The organism is Butyrivibrio sp. AE2032 (assembly GCF_000702965.1).
Genome location: NZ_JNLF01000003.1, coordinates 906,999 through 926,050, shown reverse-complemented (window position 1 = coordinate 926,050; position 19,052 = coordinate 906,999). Strand labels below are relative to the sequence as shown.

The window sequence follows — 19,052 nt, the reverse complement described above, 5'->3', positions numbered from 1 at the left end:
GAATTCGAGAGCCACCTGGCGGATAAATACCGTCAGGTGGCTTTTTTTGCAAAAAGTATTGACCCTCACGTAACGTTATGGTTTATGGTATAGATACACGTGAAGGAGATGAAAGCCATGATGACAGTAAATGAAGTAAGTAAAATGACGGGAGTGAGTATACGCACACTGCATTATTACGACGAGATCGGACTCTTAAAGCCGGCGAAGTACACCGATTCTGACTACAGGCTGTATGACGATGCAGCTCTGGAAAAGTTGCAGCAGATTTTACTGTTCAGGGAGCTGGAATTTCCGCTAAAAGACATAAAGGAAATAGTTAACAGATCTGACTTTGACAAGACAAAAGCATTGGAACAGCAGATAGAACTTCTGGAACTTAAGAAGGAGCACATTGAGAATCTGCTGAACATGTGCAAATACATTAAAGTGAGAGGAGTGAGGAAATTGAATTTTTCAGCATTTGATACAAGTAAGCTTGATGAATACGCAAAAAAGGCTAAAGAACAGTGGGGAGATACTCCTGCTTATAAAGAATATGCCGAAAAAAGCAAGAACTGGACAAAAGAATATGAAAGCGGACTGATGGCTGATTTTACCAAACTTTTTGAAGAGTTTGGTACTATGAAGGAAATGGATCCAGCATCCGAAGAGGTTCAGGCTCAGGTAAAGAAAGTACAGGATTTCATTACGGAGAATATGTACACATGCACTGATGATATTCTCTATGGCCTTGGAACAGGCTATGTAGGTGGCGGAGAGTTGACCCAGAATATTGAAAAGATGGGCGGTGAAGGAACTTCAGAGTTTATCTTCCAGGCAATTAAGATCTATTGCGGAAAATGATCACAACAAAACACGATTTTGAAGTCATCTGGCGGATAAAACTGTCAGATGGCTTTTTTTATTATTTGAAAAAGGATATAGGAATGGCTTTAATAAACTGATCATATCGAATCTATTACCTCTCCAAGAGAGAGAACTGCATTTCTTACACAATCAGGACATTCGCAAAGAACCTTGCCAGTGGTGATTCCCTTTAAATCTTTGCAGATAGTTGCGCCGCACTTATCATTGAATTTACTAACCAGCTCCTTGGAATACCTGGGAGTGCCCTTTCCATCCGTGATCATACCGGCAACCATGACTGCTCCGATAAGAGCACCGCATGTACTCTCCATACAGCCCATTCCTGCTGCGAATCCGGCAGAAAGCTTGGAGAGTTCTTCCGGGGCGATATTAATCTTATCTTCAAAAACTTTAAGCACAGACTGTGTGCAGTTGCACTGGCCTGTAGCTTTCAAATTTGCTGCAATATCAGCTCTTTTTTCTATAGTCATTTTGAAGCTCCTTTTTCTTTTATCTTACAGATACCTTGTGTCATTGTTCCCATGGGGCAAAATGTACACCAAGTCCTTTCTCTATATAGTACCATCACGATCAGCCCTATCAAAGTGGATGTGAGCATAAGGCTGTAAAAACCAAAACCAAATTGAGCTACCCAGTCCGGGAAAATACTACCGGAATATGCCCATTTCCATGGCAGCATGAAAGTCCAGAATAGTTTGATGGTTTTACGCAATGTGCCTGCACCTGCAAAGACCTGATAGGTCTGAAATATCATTGTGCCAAACATCGTCATGAAAAATGTTAAAAATCCATACCTGAACCATTTGGACGATAACCATTTGGGAGCAGGTTTTTTTCTGGAACATCCAGCCTTTCTTCCGAGTATCCAGAACAGTTGTCCCCTTCCGCACATATTGTTGCAGAACCATTTGTTGCTTCCAGTGATAGCAAATATAAGCGGCAATATGAAATCAATAAGCCCAAGCCAAGCAAAGAGTATATTAAAGAATCCAAGCGAAAAGTAAATGATGCTCCAGATCCACAAATAGCTGTACCAGTGTTTTTTCTTGTTAGTCATTGACTGATATCCTCTCTTTCAACTCAATAACGCTTGCAGGACATGCCTTTTCACATAATCCGCATCCTACGCATAAACTTTCTTCAATTACTGCATAGCAGCCTTTGTGGATAGATATTGCCTGCCTTGGACATTGCAGAGCACATACACCGCAGGCAACACACCTTTCAACATTCACATTTGCTTTTTTCTTAACCATGTGCAGATTCCTCTCAATTTTTCCGTTCGACAGGCTAATTATACGTGGTACAATAAACTTATCAAGTACGCAATTTTTATTGACCTGGTAAGGAAAAACTGACTATGAAAAAAGAACCATTATGCGATGAAATCGCAGGAGAAGGCTGTGGATTAAAGAAAGTGTTAAACATTGTTGGAGGAAAGTGGAAGATTATGATCCTCTGCGTAATAGACAACAATGAAGTGGCAAGATATGGAGATCTGCGCCGCGCAGTATTTGGAATCACCAATACGATGCTGGCTCAGTCTCTTAAAGAATTAGAGGGTGACGGCCTTATAAACAGGACTCAATATGATGAGATGCCTGTACGTGTTGAATACACACTGACCGATAAAGCCAAAAGTATGATACCGATCTTGCTGCAGCTGAAAAAATGGGGAGAGGAGAATTTGTAGATGATCATCTACAAAGATCTAAATAAACTTTTATCGGTAAAGGATGTTCCGGACATAAAAGTAATAACCGGGGTAAGAAGAAGCGGTAAATCTAAATTGATGGATGCTTTCATAGATTTGATATCTGCTGATGATAAGGCTATGAGAAGTTGGACTACACTGATAATCCCGAACAGTTCCGTGAGGTGCATTTTGGAAAAGAGGAAAAGAGACTCCGCTACGAGTTTCTTAAGAAGAGGTTAAAAGAGAAACACAATGAGTAAACTAAAAGTTTGCCTTAGGCATATTTCAGAAGTCTTTTTATATGAATACTACTGTCTGGGCGATGATGAATATGAGATATCTGATGAGGATACGCTTACACCACATAAGGAGAAGTCAAAAGAGATGCTTCTTTCCGGCAATTATTCTGGCGCTCAGCAGGAGTGGCTTGCCGCACATCTTGAGAATCCTGTGGATATGGAAGTGATTCTTGGAATCATCCTGTGCTGTAAACAGCTTGGGGATGCTGAAGGCGAGTATTCATACACTACTGAGTCATACAATTATTGCTGCACCAGAGCAGAGCTCGCGGCTTACTACAGAAACCTTGGCTGGTATTACCTGGAGAAGTACCAACCGGAAGTCTCAGCTGCATGTTATCTCTACAGCAAATACTTCGAGGATTCTCAGCAGGCTGATGCGGAACTGGAATTCCTGGGGAAGGCTATTGGTAAGAAGATTGCAAAAAAAGATCTGAATCAGATCCAGAAGCTTCTTAAGGATAACGAAATTCCTACAGAAGCCAATCCTGTGACGCTTGCTCTTTTGTACAAGGCTGCAGAAGAGGCGGAGAATGCTGGCGACAAAGATCAGGCACTTGACTGTTACAGGATGGTTTATGATCTTACTGCAGATGAAGAGGTTGGCAAAAGAATTAGTGGGTTCAGCTCATGACACTTAAAGAAGCCTACAAGATCCTCGGCGCGTCCAAACAGGATGACGACCGGGAAATAAAAGCAAAATACAAAAAGCTTCTCATTTTGTACCATCCGGACTCTGATCCAACCAGGGAAAGAGCTCCTGAAGACGATGAAAAGATCCGCCAGGTCATCGAGGCATACAAGAAGATCAGGGAATCTGAGGGTGAGCCTTACTTTGAACCTTACGAGTTTACTTGGGATGCCTTTGAGAACAAAAGAGCTTTCTCAGAGCGGAACATCTTCTTCCAGTTCAAGATCTACGACGAAGCCCTTCCACCTTCCAAGATGGCCAGAGGCAGATTTGTCTGGGATCCTGACATGGAGGAGTTTCCTCTTTTCACAAAGAGCGTTCTCGAAGCTTGCAAAGAGCTGATCACAGACCATGAGTCCATTCAGGCGCCTGATAAGGTAAAAGACATATTCCACCTCATGATGCAGGAGTACATCCTTCCGGCTGATGCAGCCAGGAAACTTGGTAAAAAACTCAGCGAAGACGAAACCACCGAAACCTTCACTTTCAAAGGATTCATGAAGGACGATCAGATTTCTTTTGACGAGGACGAACTCTACTACGTGGTGCTTCCGCTTCTTGAAAACCCCAAGGTCAATGCCCACACAACCATAACCAAAGTTGAGCACACCCGTAGGATCAAAGACCGCACCCACGTCAGCATTGAGCTGACCATCCCCAAAGACCTTACCGACACGCCATCCTCAAACGCAGATCGGATAAAAGAGCTATTGCATTAGAGAAATTACCAGAGGAGTATAGAAATGATCCTAGTAACAGGTGCAACAGGATTTGTAGGAAAAAAGATAATGGAGATGTGCGAAGGTACTGTAGCAGCGCCTTCGCTAAGAAATGCGTCCGAAGATCAGGTGAGACGTATCGTTGAGGAGAGCGGCGCTGACACCATCATTCATTCGGCTGCGATCTCTGATATCAGAACCTGCGAAGCTGATCCGGAAGCATCATATATTGCGAATGTACAGCTTCCCGTTTTTCTTGCCAGGGCTGCAAAAGGCAGGAAGCTTGTGTGCTTCAGCTCCGACCAGGTCTATACCGGGGTAGAAGACGATGGCCCATATACAGAAGAGGATGCAAATCCTGCCAATACCTACGCCAGACACAAAATGGAAATGGAGCAAAGAGTCCTGGACATAACCCCTGACGCAGTAATGCTCCGGGCCGAGTGGATGTACGACTTCGACACCACAAGATCAAATTACTACACAAACATGCTAAGCGCCCAGGGGATAGTGCGCTTTAGTAAAAAGAACTATCGAGGACTAACCTACGTAAAAGAAGTAGCCCAAAACATGGACAAGGTGATAACCTTACCCGGCGGAGCCTACAACTTCGGCAGCGAAACAACAAAGAGCATGTATGAAGTAACAAGTGAATTCGCCAAAGCCCTTTCCCTTGACCTGACCATCGAAGAAATCCCTCCCCTCCACAACCTCTGGATGAACTGCTCCAAAGCCCGCCAATTTGGCGTTACCTTCAGCGAAGTATCAAAAGGCCTCCTCTCCTGCGCCAGAGACAGCGGGAGATTGCTTTGAAAAAAGCATTTATCGATGTGGACCACGAAACCTTGGCAAGACCTATCTATCCAGAATCGGAAGCCTGACATCTATAGACGAATTATTGATCGTAAAGGAATAATAGGTATCAGGAAGCTTATCAGCAAGACTGGCATCATAGTCACTATTATCATTAATGGTTTTCCTGTAAGGATTCCAGGTGGTCAGCTCGAGTTTTAACTTATGACCTTCTTCCACCGTATGAACTACCCCCACCGACTCCACGTCGGAAAGGGTTTCTGTTATGCCGCATGGCGGCATGAACCTGCAGGATGCTCTACGCACCCTGCAGAACAGGGCATGTCCACTATGCCCCTATCCCATTGGCTTACCTTTGGGAATACTTTTCTTAAGATGTTTGCAGCTCCATTTATGTCTGCATTTGTTATTGTACCATCGTAGTGCTTGTACAGGCCTCTCTTTATCCGCTTTCCTGAAAAAAAGTAGTCTTCTGAGCTGTTCTTTTTATACACGGGAATACCATCTTTTGCTAAAAAATCTGCCTTTGATGTGTAGCTTTCTTCTGTAAGGACAAACCTTATACCATATTCAGCAAGTTTGTATCTGAGCATGTCTGCAAATATCAGCATTGGTATCTGCACAAAGTTCTGGTTATTGACATGTCCTATACCTATTTCCTGTTTCTGGTATGTGTTATGTCCCATCACCACTATGTCTACACGGTTATCCCTTGCATAGTCTACCAGATGTCTGCTCACCTTATGGAACTGATCTTTTATCCTTCTGTTCCTCTTTTCAGTAAGAGCTTTCATCTTCCTTGTCCTGTACCTCTTGTTGCATGTCATGGCACAGGAAGAGAGTCTTTTCATCTCTTTGTTGTAAAGCTGGTTGATTGACTTGATCACACCTCCCTTTATCACAAATGGTCTTGCACCAAAAGTGTTTACAACAGCGGCGATATTGTCTGTTCCAGGATCTATAGCCATCACCCTCAGATTTTTCAGATCCTCTACAGCCGAAAGGTCAGCGAGGATATCCTTATCAGCCATGGGGGTTATCCCTTTGTCAGGCACTGAAAGAACTACATCCAGAACAAAGCTGTTTCCACCGGGCTTTATACGGACTTCCTTAAGGCACACTTCTTCCGGGAGCTGGCCAAGAGACAGCCTATCCTTTGTCCCCGGAAACTTTAGATACCCATCCTTGATCCTGCATATCTGGTTCGTAAGGACAGCTGTCTTGAATGAACCGGAAGGCATATACCCCGGCATCCTGGGACGACCCGTGAAGGCCCCAGGATTCCTGCCATATACTTTTACAGCTTCAAAGAAAGACTTATAGTCTCTGAGAAGAAGTTTCAATATCTGCTGATTAGCCTGGGCCGGAAGGGCATAGTATGCCTTATCCCTTGTTACCTTTAGCAGATGATCAAGGGCATTATATGAGAGCCATTTGCTGTCACCAAGATATTTGGTTCCAAAGAGACTACCCCTTACGAGCTTGTAAACCACCATCTGATTTGGAAAAAGAGGCTTGAACATGGCCATTGAATCGACCGATGACGAATACTGCCTTAAGATGAAATTTGCCCTGTTGTACAGAACGGCTGATGATCTGCAGATATCCCTGAAATAGTCATAGAGTATGTGGTTTTGGTTTATCCTGTATTGCTTTGTTCTGTACACGGTTGTAAATTCCTTATTAGTATTCTATAGTTAGTATTATAGCACATATTTCGGAACCGCACAAACATTTGTTCTTTTTGGATAGAGAAAAATATATGCAGAAATCAGCAGCAAAATCAGTAACAAGATCAGAAAACCTTGATGACTACAGAAGGGGCTCACATTCCGTATACAAACTCACATACCATGTGATCTTTGTGACAAAATACAGAAAGAAAGTGATCACAGATGAGATTGGTGATTTCATGAAGAATTACGCCGCTTACCTCTGCGGGCGCATGAACAGCGAGCTCATTTCTGCAGAGACAGATGTCGATCACATGCATCTGCTCATCTCAATGCCACCTGATGTTGCTCCTGTGAAGCTCATCAACTCATTAAAATCACAATTATCCAAGGAAGTAAGGAATACATATAGATCACACGTAGAGAAATACCTTTGGGGAGATTCCCCCTTCTGGAGCGCAAGTTACTTTTGTGCCACTACCGGAAGTGTTTCGCTTGATACTGTTAAGAAATACATTGAAGATCAACGCACAGAAGAACACAAACGCAAATACATTAAGACGGGGAAATACAAAAAGAAAAACTAGTGCGATTCATCCCACAACCGATTTCATCGGAAGGGGTTTTCTCGCACGATATTTATAAACCGTAGGAAGCATGTAGAAGGTGTAGTCGTACTCTTTTCCTGTCTCGAGTCCTTCCTGCCTGGTGTATTCCTTCGAATCAGGTCCGCAGCCGGGATTGAAAAGATCTGTCCATCCATAGGAGAAAAGCTTGGCTGGCGTAAGACTTTTTACAAATTCGTCAATATTATATGTTCCGACATTGCCTCCGCAATCGTACTCCATGATGGTGTGCACAGGAAGGCAGTCGTGCTTCTCTTTTTTCGTCATGTATGCCTCGAACTGTTCACCATCTTCGCGAACATCTAAAAGAGTGGCGGTTATCATGTAACCATCTTCGCCCGGAGTATTTCTTGTGAGTTTAATATGGACTTCAGGTACACCGAAAATCGTTGTGCCCTCCGGAATATCTATATCGTATACGGCTGACGTTCCCTCAGGAAGTCCAAGAAAATACTTCTCCTGATTGTTGACTGTCATGCCTTCATCCTCAGCAAAGCTTTTGATATATTCTTTTACACCTTCGCTGGTCACGTCCTTAGAGCCTGTATTTTCTGCCACAGCAAAAGATGCTAGCTCCTGATCTCCAAAGCTGTCATAGGTGAAATAACTTCCATTCACGTTGCTCTGAACGGTTACTTCTGGCATATTTTCAATGCCGTTATTCACGTCGTAAAGATAGTGAGGAATATCGTGCTTTTTTGCTGTCCGTTTTATAGCCCCCATAATCTGAGAAAATCGTATCATCAGAAAAAGCCAAACCACCCAAATAGGCTTGAAACGTGCAACTCAGATGAAAAAGGAGGCGCTCATGACAATGTATTTATATCCGGAACAGACAACATGCTCCAATGTTACATATGGAATTCTTGGAACAACATTCTTTGCGAATAAAAAGAACCTTCACGATCTTTCAGGTCACACCGTGATCATAGTCGCAGATGAATTCATCGAAGATAACCTGAGCAGAGCGGCTGCAGACCTGATCCTTAGAAGAGGATGTAAAAACATCGTGTTCTGCGGAGAATCATCAGAAGAACTCCAGGACATCTTTGATCAGGAAGACCGTGAAATAAATGGCTTCAATGACATAACAGGCTATGAGGATTTCGCAGTCACAAGAAGATTCGAAGACATCGAGGACCTTCCCGAAGAGATCTCAATGTGCTGGGGCGACGTCCTTGTCCTTTGCAGCAACATGAGCCTCCTAAGAGAGTGCCAGAGAATAGTAAGTGAGGATATGATTTAAAAAAGACAGCTTTTTTCAAAAATAAAGTTCTTTTCCAATAATACAAAGGAGACTTGGACAGGACATATCCACATAGGTATTTTATACAGTACGAATGTGTGCTAAAGAGGATTTGAGCATTATGGAAGTAAATTTAGTTGCGATATATAACTGGATGGAAGATTATGGCGCCAATAAATATAGATTTGACGAGCCAAGCTATATAAGCAACTGAGTGGGTTGATTTAAATGAAGTTAAGCTTGTAAGTGATCTTGAATAGGAGTGAAAAATTTATGAGTTATGATATTTATTTGAAGGAAAAGTCAACAGGCGAAACTATAGAGCTACCGGTTAAACATGTTATGACTGGAGGTACATACTGTGCCGATTATGACGAGCTCGCGGGAGTGTTCACTGTTCGAGCTACTACAGAAGCATGGCTTAATGTTACATATAACTATTCTAAGTACTATTATGATGCTGCTGATGGAGATGACAGGTTTTATGGTGAGGATAGAGAAGGAAAATATGCAAATTTAGGCATCAGAGGGATATATGGCAGGACTGGGGTAGAATCAATTCCTATGCTTAAGGACATGGCTGAGAAAATACAGCATATTGCAGATACTGAAACAGAAGTAGCCAAGGATTATTGGGATGCGACAGCTTCCAACGCAGTCAAACCATTGTATCAGCTATTGGCTTTTGCCGGACTTAGACCTGATGGAGTCTGGATGGGGGATTGAATGAAGATAATAAGTGCTGGTTACAAAAAAAAGGGTACGTATGACCTTGTTATTACGAGGATGATGGATGGGATTATTGAGAAGCTTACTTTGTCGGATAGAGACATTGCTATCGCTGAGGGTAAAGTAATAGAGTTCAGAAAGAGAAGGACTAGGAGAAGACGTAAAGCATGATATTTAAGGAGGATAGAGGCTGAGTGGAAAATGAAGAATAAAATAATAAATGCAAATGGAACGGAAATAAGGGTATATGGAGATGTTGTCAATGAAGATGCATATATCAGTCTAACCGATATTGCAAAAACAAAGAACTCATTAGAATCAAGAGTTGTAATATCGAATTGGTTAAGTTCATATTCAACAATCGATTTTCTTGCTCTTTGGGAAAGTTTGTATAATCCAAATTTCAACCGTATGGAATTCCATACGGTTAGAAATGAAAGCGGAAGGCTAGTGATGACACCTACGCGTTGGATTGAAAAAATGAATGCAATTGGAATTACATCCAAAGCAGGGAAATATGGTGGAACATATGCCCATGTAGATATAGCTTTTGAATTTGCCTCATGGATTTCGCCACAGTTTAAATTGTATCTTATGGTAACATAATTCGCTTTGATCATCGCCCATTTGCGGATAGTGATGAAATGGATCATGTCCTGATTAAACTATGGAACAATGCATGATAAACAACTATACACCGGTTTCGTTTAATGAGTTGACTAATGACTAATTCGTCTTTAGAATAAAATATGCATAGTGTTTAATTAGTACAGTATTTTTTAATGACGATGCTATATATGCTCGGAGGGTATTTCCTTGGAGCTATTTTTATGCACTAAAGGGACAAATTGCGATTTTTGTGGGATTTGCTATAATAAAGGTAGTTAATTAATACCCATTTTTAACACTTGGGCACCCAGGTGAGTTTGAGTTGATATATCTCTTGGAGATATGGATGCGAGTCCTCGACGAGGGGCAAATTACCGCAAAAAAGAAGGATATTGGTATGACCAATGGCTAGTCATATCATCAATTCACAAAAAAGGAGTTCTGTTTTATCCTGCTGTACAGAAAACGTAATAAGTATGTTTTCTACAGGCATGATATAGAACGGAAGTAGTCTCAAAACTGTAAAGCTTGGCTCAAGGCCACGCCGGTACTGAGAAAAGGAGAAGCCGCTTTCATAGATCCTTATTTTCGACATAGGTATTTTTGATGATGCTGCAAGAAAGATTCGCGAGGTATATGATTATGAATGGACAGATGACGAAATATGAAAAATATCTCCAAACTCTTGATGACATGAAGGAACCAAAAATCCCTGATGTTTGCTTTGAAATGCGCAAATTGATTGAATACGCAAAACAACAAGGCAAACGTATATCAGAGCTTTCAGCGACAGAAAAACAGCAATTCATTAAGTACCATTAAAAACTAAATATGGCTTTCAAAAAGCAAAAGGGCAGGCATCCCCCAAAGGGGTGTCTGCTCTATTTTTTGTTTATTAAAACGAACTAACGTCAATAAATAGTCTGGATATCTACCCATCAATCACTCCCATCAATTAAAACCATCAAAACGGTTCCCCATCAACAAGTTTGATTACCCGTTTTCTTATGATATGCAGGAGACTCTCGCTCCTACATGGAGTGGTTTTATTTTATCATGAATGTATTGAAATTTTTCTAAAGATGGCATTAAATTATTGAAATTATGTAAAAGCCAATAAATTATGGAGGTCCACAGGTTGGGGACTGACAGTTAACGGACAGAGCATGGTCAGACTGCAATTAACGGTCAGCCTTTCCTCCCTTCATCAACCCGCTTATAAAAGGGGATTCACCATAGATGGACTTTGACGACTCATATAGCGCCAAAGTCCTTTTTTTCATATAATGAGATAGGTGATTTGAGAACGGATGGTTAGAGAATATGGACACTTCAAGAAAGATAATAAATGTAGTGGCTGCGCTGATCGGAGATGATAAAAGAGTCTTTGCAACAGCAAGAGGATATGGGAATTATAAAGGATGGTGGGAATTTCCTGGGGGCAAGGTTGAACCCGGAGAGAGCCCTGAAGATGCTCTGGTAAGGGAAATCAGGGAAGAACTTGATTCTAAGATCAGCGTTGATGAATATATCAGCACTATAGAATATGATTATCCGGAATTTCATTTATCCATGCGTTGCTATTGGTGCAGCCTTATCTCAGGAGATCTGGTGCTAAAAGAGGCTGAGGATGCTAAGTGGCTTGATGTAGAGACCATTGATTCAGTCAAATGGCTTCCGGCGGATATTACTTTGATAGATGAGATAAAGAAGAGGATGGCATAAGCTTTGAGGTGAGCAATGGGAAATGAAAACGGAACCTGGATTATGTACGGCGTTGAGTGGGATGACCCTGAATGCCTGCATACAGTTCAGGATGCAATTGATTACATAAATGAAGTAGGATTTCTGCCACTTTTTAAGAATGATATTCCTGGATTTTCACTTGAGGAGCGTACTGCAGTTGAGTATTGGTGGTGTGGAAATCCTAAAGTGGACCCATGGGAGTGGCGGGAGCTTATTGCCAGGAGTGGAGAGGTCGCTTATGGCAAGTTCTTTGAGAAGAAGGCTGGATTTATATCCAAAGAGTGGCTTCCATATTTTGTGAATTATCGCAGGGATGGATATGATTTTGATGCGCTCTGGGATGATGAGAAGGCTTCAAGGCGCCAGAAGAAGATAATGGATTGTTTTGAGATAGAGGATGAGCTTTATTCTAATGACCTCAAGCAGAAGGCTGGTTTTGCTAAAGGCGGAGAAAAGGGCTTTGATGGGACTATTACTGACCTTCAGATGAAGACATATCTTTGCGTCAAGGATTTCAGACAGCGTAAGAACAAAAAAGGCGAGCTTTATGGCTGGCCGATAGCTGTTTATGCAAAGCCTGAGGCTTTGTGGGGGTATGAGTATGTGACTTCAAGGTACAGTGAGACTCCAGAAGTGTCAGGGAAGGCAATTGCCCAGCACATTATGGAGTTGTACCCAGTAGCAAACGCAGATCAGATAAAAAGACTTATCGGCGGAGCTTTTGGTACAGAAGTAAAGACGAAAAAGAAGAAAACTGACTATCCGCAGAATCTTTTTAAGGCTCTTGGATTAGAAAAGGAACCAACAGATGACCAGATTATGGGCCTTGAGTATGCGATCCCCATGATAAAGGAAAGAGAGCAGGAAGTTATAAGATATAGATTCCAAGAGGGTCTGACCTATAAAGAAATTGGTAAAAAGCTTGGTGTTTCTGACGGAAGAGCAGGACAGGTGTGTAACCTTGCAATACGTAGGCTAAAAAGAGATCTTAGTTTCCAGTGGATCAAAGATGGATATGAGGCAGCTGTGAAGAATAATAAGAAAGCAGTGGTTGGACTTTCTGTAGCATTTGAAACTTTGGGAAAATATGAACAGTCGAAGCGGGTGTATGACGATCTTGGCAGTATTAAAGGCCTTAGTTCCGATAATATCAAATGCCTTTTAAATATGGGAATTGATAACGTTGGGCTGCTTGTTCTTCTTGCCCGTCAAAAGAGATGGGAGTGGCAAGTGTTTGGAATTGGTGACTATGCAGCTACGCATATAGAGAAGCTGCTATATGATGAGGGCCTGGATGTGGATATTCAGGATAGAAGTCATTTTGTTTGAGAGGGTTGAGTAGTATGGACGTAAATGAAAAAGACTGGAAGCTTTTCAGAAAGTACCTTCCTGATTGGCAGGAGAACTACATGGAAAAGCTGATCAAAGACTACATTGAGTTCCTCAAAGGTGATGGGCTTGCATCTGACAAGTTCTGGGAGCTTGAGAAGAAGATTAAGGCAGACAAGAAGAATCCAGGAGTTCTTTTGCAGGATGTCAGAAGATCAAATTTCCATATGCATCTGGCGTCATTGGTGGGTTATGAGGTTGTCTCAATGAAGGACCTGGATGGATTCAGTGATGAGACTAAAGAAATAGTAGAGCGTATGGTTAGATGAGTTCAGAATGGGGTTTTGGATTGTAATGGATTTTATCAACCACACGTTAAATGACAGGACTGAACTTTCCTATTAAAATAAAAAAGCATAGATGTTGTTTTGGGGGTTAATATCACTGAGATTTGCAGGATAGTAACATAAATATTGAACGATAACATATTTAATGTTACTATAAAAGAAAAATGTTATCGAGGTGATATTATGCTGGAAAATGCTTTAAAAAACGCCTTTGGTATAAACTGTCATTTGGAACAAATTAAACTAAAAGGGTTACCTTTATACATGGTATCAGGAAGAGTCTTCTATAGTGCTGTAATGGGAGATGCATCATTTTTGATTGTCAAATTGTCAGACCGGGAGAAGTTTGGCGTTGTGGCATTCAAAAAGCAGCTTTCTCAGTATATGGAAAAGACAGGGCTTAATGTGGCATTTTGCTTTGATGACATCACAAGAGTACAAAGAGATGCGTTGATAGCAAAAGAGATTCCGTTTATTTCATTACCGGATCAGATTTTTTTGCCTTTCCTTGGGGTAATGCTTAGTAATAACTTAAAAAGAAAAATGATTGTGTCTACAGACAAAATGATGCCAGCAACGCAATGCCTTTTTCTTTATCTGTTATACAAAAGTGGAAATGACTTTTTCATAAAAAAGCAGGCTGCAGATGATCTTGGATTGACAAAAATGTCAATTACCAGAGCTTCAGAGCAACTTAAGCAGATGGACCTTATCAGAGAAGAACGAGTAGGAAAAGAGATAAGGATGGTTCCTAACTATAGAGGGCGTGAGCTATTTGAGGTAGCAAAGGATTATCTGATCAACCCTGTGCAGAAGATTGTCCATACAAAGATTACAAAAGAAGAAGGATTGTTCATCGCCGGAGAAACGATGCTAAGCAGACATAGTATGCTTGTTGCACCAAGCGAGGATGTATATGCTGTCGTTAAAGGCAGCGATATTGTGAGCGGCTTTGAAGAGGTAGATACGAGATGGCAGGATGATATTACGACGAGTAGAGTAGAACTTTGGAAATATGATCCGGGACTATTTGCAAATAACGGCGAAGTAGATCCGGTATCACTTGCCATGAGCCTGTCAGACAACGCGGATGAACGTGTTGAAGGCGAATTACAAAGCTTTTTGGAGGAGTATAAATGGTAGCGGGAATTGATTCTTTTAGAGATAAATTCAGAGGATTTGAAGATTGCTAGGATTGGTTGTTATTCCAAGTGAAGCATATTTTAGAATTGCTGGTAGGATGGATAATATAAAGTTGTGCAGAGATGAAATAAAAAAATAGATGCCATTGTTGCTAAGCGGAAATCTACCCAAGCACAAAGAAAGTGACGACCACTCAAAAGTGTAAACATTTCCAAGTGCCATAATGTTTTGTTGTATGTGTATTTGTCTTGCTTTATTTTGGGGGAGAAATTATATAACACAGTACCTCTAATCATGGATGAGAGGAGAAGGTGAGATGAAGAAGATTCTTCCTAAAATTCTTTATGCAATACTAGCGTTGATAATATTGATATGTCTTTTTATCGGCCTGTGTGCCGTGAATCCTGGCTTGGCTAAGCCACTCAAAGATTTAGCTGCCACCATTGAAGAGAATAAGAAAAATAAAGCGGAAGAAGCTTCGGAAGAAAGCACAGAAGAGGCTTCTTTAGAGATTTCATTGCCAGAAGAAACAGAGGAAGTTATTGAGGAGGAAGAGCCAGAGGAGAAATCTGTTTCTTTTGAGGAATATGAGGACAAGAGGAAGCTTGATGATGTAATTGATGAAGGTGTGCTGGAAAATGTGACCGATGACCCGGAGGATGATCCGTATAGAAAGCTGGTTGAATCAGGGGGAGATGAGTCTCTTTTTGATGATGATTACTTCAGGCAGTTTGATGATAAAAGTGATTGTGTGATACCAGAGCCCGAGGTTTACGACATCACAGATGATAATGAAGCGCAGGACATTGTTGATAATACTGGTTTTGGTGAGCTTGGTGAAGATGCAGAATTTGATCCATTGTATTATCCGTATTATCAAATGCTCAAAGAGGATGGGAAAAGCTTATATAAGCAGATATACGCAAACTGTAATGCGCTTATTGATGAATTCAAACCTATAAAAGAGTGTACTCCAAATGAGTGGATGGCAGCTTTTGACTGCGTTTTCTATGATCATCCCGAGCTGTTTTGGATGAGCAATCGAAAGTACTATGAATATGACTATGCGGGAAAAGTAATAAAGGTAGGGATTGAGTTTTATGATGAGATTCCCGATGTGGAATCAGGTAAGAGTAAATTTGATAATGCAGCTAAGGAAATTCTGGCTGGGGCAGCAGATCTTTCTTCTGACTATGAAAAGGAAAAGTACATACACGATGAACTGGTAAATAGAATAACGTATCAATTTAATCCTTTGGATCAGAGTTCCTATAGTTCTGTTCCTAATGATTTTACAGTGTGTTGCGGATATGCGAAGGCATTTCAGTATCTTATGCAACAGCTTAATGTACCGACATATTTCGTCATAGGATGGGGCGGAGAACTGCATGCATGGAACATCATCAAGCTTGATGATGGATATTACAATGTGGATTGTACCTGGGATGATCAGAACCCTATCATCTATGACTTCTTCAATGTTAGCGACAAGAATAACCTTATGCATTCAAGAATGTATCAGTCCAAGTACCTCCCACCATGTAACGGAGGAAAGTATAGTGGGCTTGAAAAGCCACCAGTGGACCTGAGTTCCTATGATCTTGCTAATAGTGAAGTAATAACCAGTATGGATGATTATATGAATGCAGCTTTAGGCGTGGTTGCATCAGATATCTTGTCGGGTAGTACGGATTCCAATTTCAGACTGGCTATAAGTCAGGAAATATTTATGGATTGGTATCTGGCGAATTTTGAGGGATCATTTGGTGGAGAAGACAGTGATTCCCAGTATTACAACACAGATAACGTAGAACTTACCATGTCTTTCAAGCACTTGGAGAGTGGCGATTATCTGATCGATCATCAGGTGCATTTTAAGTAGTGCTTGATTAAAGGAGGAATATTACCCTCGTATCGGAGTACTGCGACTGAAATAATTACAATTTTTCATAAGTAAAGCATAGGTTATTGGGTTACGGGACGAAACCAGGCGGTTACGTTTCGTAACCTTTGCTGTTGTATAATGGATTTATGATTCATATAATGTGCTCATCAGAGTCGACACTGATAAGGAGCTGAGGAAATGGATAAGACAGATGAGAAGATCTTGGGCCTCATAAAAGGAAATGCTCGAATGAGCTATCAGGAAATTGGTGATGAACTTGGTATGTCACGAGTGGGTGCCAAGAAGAGGATTGATAAGCTTGAAAAGGCAGGAATCATTCGTCAATACAACACATACATCAAACGTGATGATGAGATAACCATGCTTATTGATATCATGACTACTTCTGATGGATTCGAGCGTGTTCTTGACTATGTGGCTACGAGAACTGCCTTTGTAAGACAGATCTTTACTACCCACAAGGAGAATCACATTCATCTTGTGGCAGTATCAAAGTATCCCCAGGACCTCAAGTATTTGGTAAAGATGATCAACAAGGATGGCGGAGAGGATATTCTAGAGATTCACTGTCGTCAGATCCGGGAGATCATCAAGGATGTCTACGGAGGAATAGAATATGAGCACAGATCAGAGTCAGACACTGTCACAGATAATCGAGCAGATAACGGGAAAAAGGGTACATGAAAGAAAGGGCGGAAAGTTCTTTTTCAAGTTTTACTTAAGCTCTAAGATGAGCGATACTCCACTTGAGGCTTTGGACCTCGGCGTCAGAGCATATAACAGTTTGAAAAGAGCCGGATATGGAACCATCGGAGAACTGGCCGAGGCAATAGCTGAAGGGACAGAGATTGCTAAGATAAGAAACTGTGGCGCCAAGAGTTGCAGAGAAATAATGGAAAAGCTCTTTTTATACCAGTACAATGCACTTCCTCAAGAGAAAAGAGAGGGATACGTAAAAGAGGTAATTCTATTGAATGCCAGCAAGAACACCTGAAAACATGCGGGTTTAATCGGGGAGGATTATTGGACTCGAAATCTGGCAGAATAGGATTATCAGAAAGAGCAAAATCGTTTATTACTGTTTTAGCAAAATACCAATAGCTTTTTTACCAAAGCGAATATGTATTACGAAATTGCTTGGCGGTAAGCTTATAACAGGATAAAACTCTTTTCATACGAAATGGAGGTTGTGGATTATGAAGAGAACATTATTAAGCATTTTAGTAGCAGTAATGATGATGATAACAGCTGTGGGAATGACATCAGTATCTGTAGAGGCAGCTGGCAATAATAAAACAACTAGCAGTTATTCATCAAGTAAGAGCAAGAGCAGCTCAAAGAAGAAAACTACAAGCTCAAAATCAAAGAGTAAGAGTTCAAGCAGTAAGAGCTCTTCAAAGACAAAATCATCAAGCAGCAAGAGCTCATCAAAGAAGAGCAGCTCAAAGTCATCAAAGAAATCATATGATTCCTACGATGTACATAATTACAAGTCAGCACAGGACTTTGCAGATGATAAGTACGAAGAGTTCTATGATTACGAAGATGACTACGATGATGAAGACGAAGCTTATGATGCAGCTGAAGATTATTGGAATGATAACTATTGATGGTTTTCATTGACGGAGGAAACGAATATGAGGACATACTTAGGAAAGGTTAGTTTTGCAAATAGAATAATTGCTTTGCTGCTGGCGCTTTCTTTGGGTATGTCTTCTTTTTTGTTCTGGAGCGTAAAGACACACGCAGAGGATGAAATTCCAGCATATAGCGGAAGTGCTTCGGTTGAGCTGAATAAGAATGTGCCTGGTTTTACGGCTGATGAGATTACAACGAAGTCATATGAAAGCTATGGTGAGCTTGATAAACAGGGACGTTGCACTCCTGCAATGGCATGTCTAGGAAAAGACCTGATGCCTACAGAGGAGCGTCAGTCAATCAGTATGGTAAAACCTACCGGATGGAAACAGAACAAGTACCCTGGCCTGGTAGATTCAGATCCTCCGTATCTGTATAACAGATGCCACATGATTGGATTCCAGCTGACCGGTGAGAATGCAAATGAGCAGAATCTTATTACCGGCACTCGTTACATGAATGTTGAAGGTATGCTGCTTTATGAAAATGAGGTTGCAGACTATGTTCGCAGCACTGGAAACCATGTAATGTATAGAGTTACTCCTGTGTTCGAAGGCAAAAACCTTCTCTGCAGCGGAGTTAAGATTGAAGCATATTCTGTAGAAGACAAGGGCAAAGGAATTTCTTTTAACGTGTTCTGCTATAATGTTCAGCCTGGAATAGAAATAAATTATGCAGATGGCAGCAATAAGCTTGCGCCGGATGCAGACGTGGTGGCTGACAGAAGTTCTTTTACCATAACTGGCGGAGATTCCGGGAATGGATCAGTAAGATCTTCGGCAGGAAATGATGCTTCTGGTATTCCGGCAGGAACAACATATGTGGTAAATAAGAATTCAGGTAAGTTCCACTATCCTACTTGTGATAGTGTGAAGGATATGAAGGAAAAGAACAAGGAATACAGTACAAAGACAAGGGATGAACTGATCAGTGAGGGGAAGAGTCCTTGCGGTAGGTGCCATCCTTAGGAGA

Annotated in this window: 27 protein-coding genes; 21 read left to right on the top strand and 6 right to left on the bottom strand. The window is 41.3% G+C overall.

What is annotated here, in order from left to right:
• Positions 1–117 precede the first annotated feature (117 nt).
• A complete protein-coding gene (locus BO18_RS06115) occupies positions 118–846 on the top strand; it encodes a MerR family transcriptional regulator (RefSeq protein ID WP_034444541.1) in 729 nt (242 codons plus the stop codon).
• A 101-nt stretch (positions 847–947) separates the two neighbouring features.
• Here the strand turns inward: BO18_RS06115 and BO18_RS06110 are convergent, their stop codons facing one another.
• Genes BO18_RS06110 through BO18_RS06100 form a run of 3 tightly spaced genes read right to left on the bottom strand, consistent with a single transcriptional unit; the run spans position 948 to position 2,126 of the window.
• Positions 948–1,340 (bottom strand): C-GCAxxG-C-C family protein, encoded by a 393-nt coding sequence (locus BO18_RS06110; RefSeq protein WP_034444539.1) that lies wholly within the window; start codon positions 1,338–1,340, stop codon positions 948–950.
• A complete protein-coding gene (locus BO18_RS06105; protein ID WP_034444537.1) occupies positions 1,337–1,927 on the bottom strand; it encodes a 4Fe-4S binding protein in 591 nt (196 codons plus the stop codon). Before BO18_RS06105 ends, BO18_RS06110 begins: the two co-directional genes overlap by 4 nt.
• Entirely contained in the window at positions 1,920–2,126 is a 207-nt protein-coding gene (locus BO18_RS06100; protein ID WP_034444535.1) for a 4Fe-4S binding protein, read from the bottom strand. The genes BO18_RS06105 and BO18_RS06100 overlap by 8 nt, the downstream gene beginning before the upstream one ends.
• Positions 2,127–2,230: 104 nt before the next feature.
• Here BO18_RS06100 and BO18_RS06095 point away from each other — a divergent pair, with 104 nt between their 5' ends.
• The 5 genes from BO18_RS06095 to BO18_RS06075 are packed head-to-tail and all read left to right on the top strand — an operon-like array spanning position 2,231 to position 5,088.
• A complete protein-coding gene (locus tag BO18_RS06095; protein ID WP_026511085.1) occupies positions 2,231–2,563 on the top strand; it encodes a winged helix-turn-helix transcriptional regulator in 333 nt (110 codons plus the stop codon).
• On the top strand, positions 2,564–2,806 hold the full coding sequence (locus tag BO18_RS06090; RefSeq protein WP_034444530.1) for a hypothetical protein: 243 nt from the start codon (positions 2,564–2,566) through the stop codon (positions 2,804–2,806). It abuts the gene before it with no gap.
• Between the two features lie 12 nt (positions 2,807–2,818).
• Positions 2,819–3,499, top strand: a complete 681-nt coding sequence (locus BO18_RS06085) for a hypothetical protein (protein ID WP_034444528.1) — start codon at positions 2,819–2,821, stop codon at positions 3,497–3,499.
• Entirely contained in the window at positions 3,496–4,275 is a 780-nt protein-coding gene (locus BO18_RS32480) for a J domain-containing protein (RefSeq protein ID WP_051688538.1), read from the top strand. The genes BO18_RS06085 and BO18_RS32480 overlap by 4 nt, the downstream gene beginning before the upstream one ends.
• Before the next feature lie 24 nt (positions 4,276–4,299).
• Positions 4,300–5,088, top strand: a complete 789-nt coding sequence (locus BO18_RS06075) for an SDR family oxidoreductase (RefSeq protein WP_051688537.1) — start codon at positions 4,300–4,302, stop codon at positions 5,086–5,088.
• 42 nt (positions 5,089–5,130) lie between these two features.
• On the opposite strand, the gene BO18_RS06070 is transcribed toward BO18_RS06075, so the two are convergent.
• Both BO18_RS06070 and BO18_RS06065 read right to left on the bottom strand, forming a co-directional pair.
• Complete coding sequence (locus BO18_RS06070; RefSeq protein ID WP_185752354.1) at positions 5,131–5,307, bottom strand: hypothetical protein; 177 nt, start codon at positions 5,305–5,307, stop codon at positions 5,131–5,133.
• A 44-nt stretch (positions 5,308–5,351) separates the two neighbouring features.
• Positions 5,352–6,755 carry an RNA-guided endonuclease InsQ/TnpB family protein gene (locus BO18_RS06065; protein WP_081860934.1) on the bottom strand — a complete coding sequence of 468 codons (1,404 nt, stop codon included), beginning with the start codon at positions 6,753–6,755 and terminating at the stop codon, positions 5,352–5,354.
• A 95-nt stretch (positions 6,756–6,850) separates the two neighbouring features.
• Between BO18_RS06065 and tnpA the strand changes: the two genes are divergently transcribed.
• Positions 6,851–7,348: an IS200/IS605 family transposase gene (gene tnpA, locus BO18_RS06060; RefSeq protein WP_051688535.1), complete on the top strand. Its 498-nt coding sequence runs from the start codon at positions 6,851–6,853 to the stop codon at positions 7,346–7,348.
• A gap of 6 nt (positions 7,349–7,354) precedes the next feature.
• Here the strand turns inward: tnpA and BO18_RS06055 are convergent, their stop codons facing one another.
• Positions 7,355–8,131: a hypothetical protein gene (locus BO18_RS06055; RefSeq protein WP_034444522.1), complete on the bottom strand. Its 777-nt coding sequence runs from the start codon at positions 8,129–8,131 to the stop codon at positions 7,355–7,357.
• Positions 8,132–8,195: 64 nt separating this feature from the next.
• On the opposite strand from BO18_RS06055, the gene BO18_RS06050 reads away from it, so the two are divergent.
• The 14 genes from BO18_RS06050 to BO18_RS05990 all read left to right on the top strand — a co-directional run bounded on the left by BO18_RS06050 (position 8,196) and on the right by BO18_RS05990 (position 19,048).
• Entirely contained in the window at positions 8,196–8,633 is a 438-nt protein-coding gene (locus BO18_RS06050; protein ID WP_034444519.1) for a hypothetical protein, read from the top strand.
• 273 nt (positions 8,634–8,906) lie between these two features.
• Complete coding sequence (locus BO18_RS06045) at positions 8,907–9,359, top strand: hypothetical protein (RefSeq protein ID WP_034444516.1); 453 nt, start codon at positions 8,907–8,909, stop codon at positions 9,357–9,359.
• Complete coding sequence (locus BO18_RS34770; RefSeq protein ID WP_185752353.1) at positions 9,360–9,533, top strand: hypothetical protein; 174 nt, start codon at positions 9,360–9,362, stop codon at positions 9,531–9,533. It begins immediately after the preceding gene.
• A 30-nt stretch (positions 9,534–9,563) separates the two neighbouring features.
• Positions 9,564–9,968, top strand: coding sequence for a KilA-N domain-containing protein (locus BO18_RS06040; RefSeq protein WP_081860933.1), 405 nt, complete (start codon positions 9,564–9,566; stop codon positions 9,966–9,968).
• A 645-nt stretch (positions 9,969–10,613) separates the two neighbouring features.
• Positions 10,614–10,793 carry a hypothetical protein gene (locus tag BO18_RS06035; RefSeq protein ID WP_034444512.1) on the top strand — a complete coding sequence of 60 codons (180 nt, stop codon included), beginning with the start codon at positions 10,614–10,616 and terminating at the stop codon, positions 10,791–10,793.
• 501 nt (positions 10,794–11,294) lie between these two features.
• Entirely contained in the window at positions 11,295–11,696 is a 402-nt protein-coding gene (locus BO18_RS06030; protein WP_034444509.1) for a (deoxy)nucleoside triphosphate pyrophosphohydrolase, read from the top strand.
• Positions 11,697–11,711: 15 nt separating this feature from the next.
• Complete coding sequence (locus BO18_RS36270) at positions 11,712–13,046, top strand: AlkZ-related protein (RefSeq protein ID WP_066738216.1); 1,335 nt, start codon at positions 11,712–11,714, stop codon at positions 13,044–13,046.
• Positions 13,047–13,060: 14 nt separating this feature from the next.
• A complete protein-coding gene (locus tag BO18_RS06020; protein ID WP_034444507.1) occupies positions 13,061–13,375 on the top strand; it encodes a hypothetical protein in 315 nt (104 codons plus the stop codon).
• Between the two features lie 201 nt (positions 13,376–13,576).
• Positions 13,577–14,536 (top strand): hypothetical protein, encoded by a 960-nt coding sequence (locus tag BO18_RS06015; protein WP_081860932.1) that lies wholly within the window; start codon positions 13,577–13,579, stop codon positions 14,534–14,536.
• Between the two features lie 316 nt (positions 14,537–14,852).
• The gene (locus BO18_RS06010) at positions 14,853–16,418 is read left to right on the top strand and encodes a transglutaminase domain-containing protein (RefSeq protein ID WP_034444505.1); all 1,566 of its coding nucleotides are present in this window, start codon (positions 14,853–14,855) and stop codon (positions 16,416–16,418) included.
• Positions 16,419–16,619: 201 nt separating this feature from the next.
• Positions 16,620–17,126: an Lrp/AsnC family transcriptional regulator gene (locus tag BO18_RS32475; RefSeq protein WP_051688534.1), complete on the top strand. Its 507-nt coding sequence runs from the start codon at positions 16,620–16,622 to the stop codon at positions 17,124–17,126.
• Positions 17,059–17,436, top strand: coding sequence for a DNA-directed RNA polymerase subunit alpha C-terminal domain-containing protein (locus tag BO18_RS06000; RefSeq protein WP_034444503.1), 378 nt, complete (start codon positions 17,059–17,061; stop codon positions 17,434–17,436). Before BO18_RS32475 ends, BO18_RS06000 begins: the two co-directional genes overlap by 68 nt.
• Before the next feature lie 202 nt (positions 17,437–17,638).
• Positions 17,639–18,052, top strand: a complete 414-nt coding sequence (locus tag BO18_RS05995; RefSeq protein WP_051688533.1) for a hypothetical protein — start codon at positions 17,639–17,641, stop codon at positions 18,050–18,052.
• Between the two features lie 27 nt (positions 18,053–18,079).
• Positions 18,080–19,048, top strand: coding sequence for a DNA/RNA non-specific endonuclease (locus BO18_RS05990; RefSeq protein WP_034444501.1), 969 nt, complete (start codon positions 18,080–18,082; stop codon positions 19,046–19,048).
• Positions 19,049–19,052 lie beyond the last annotated feature (4 nt).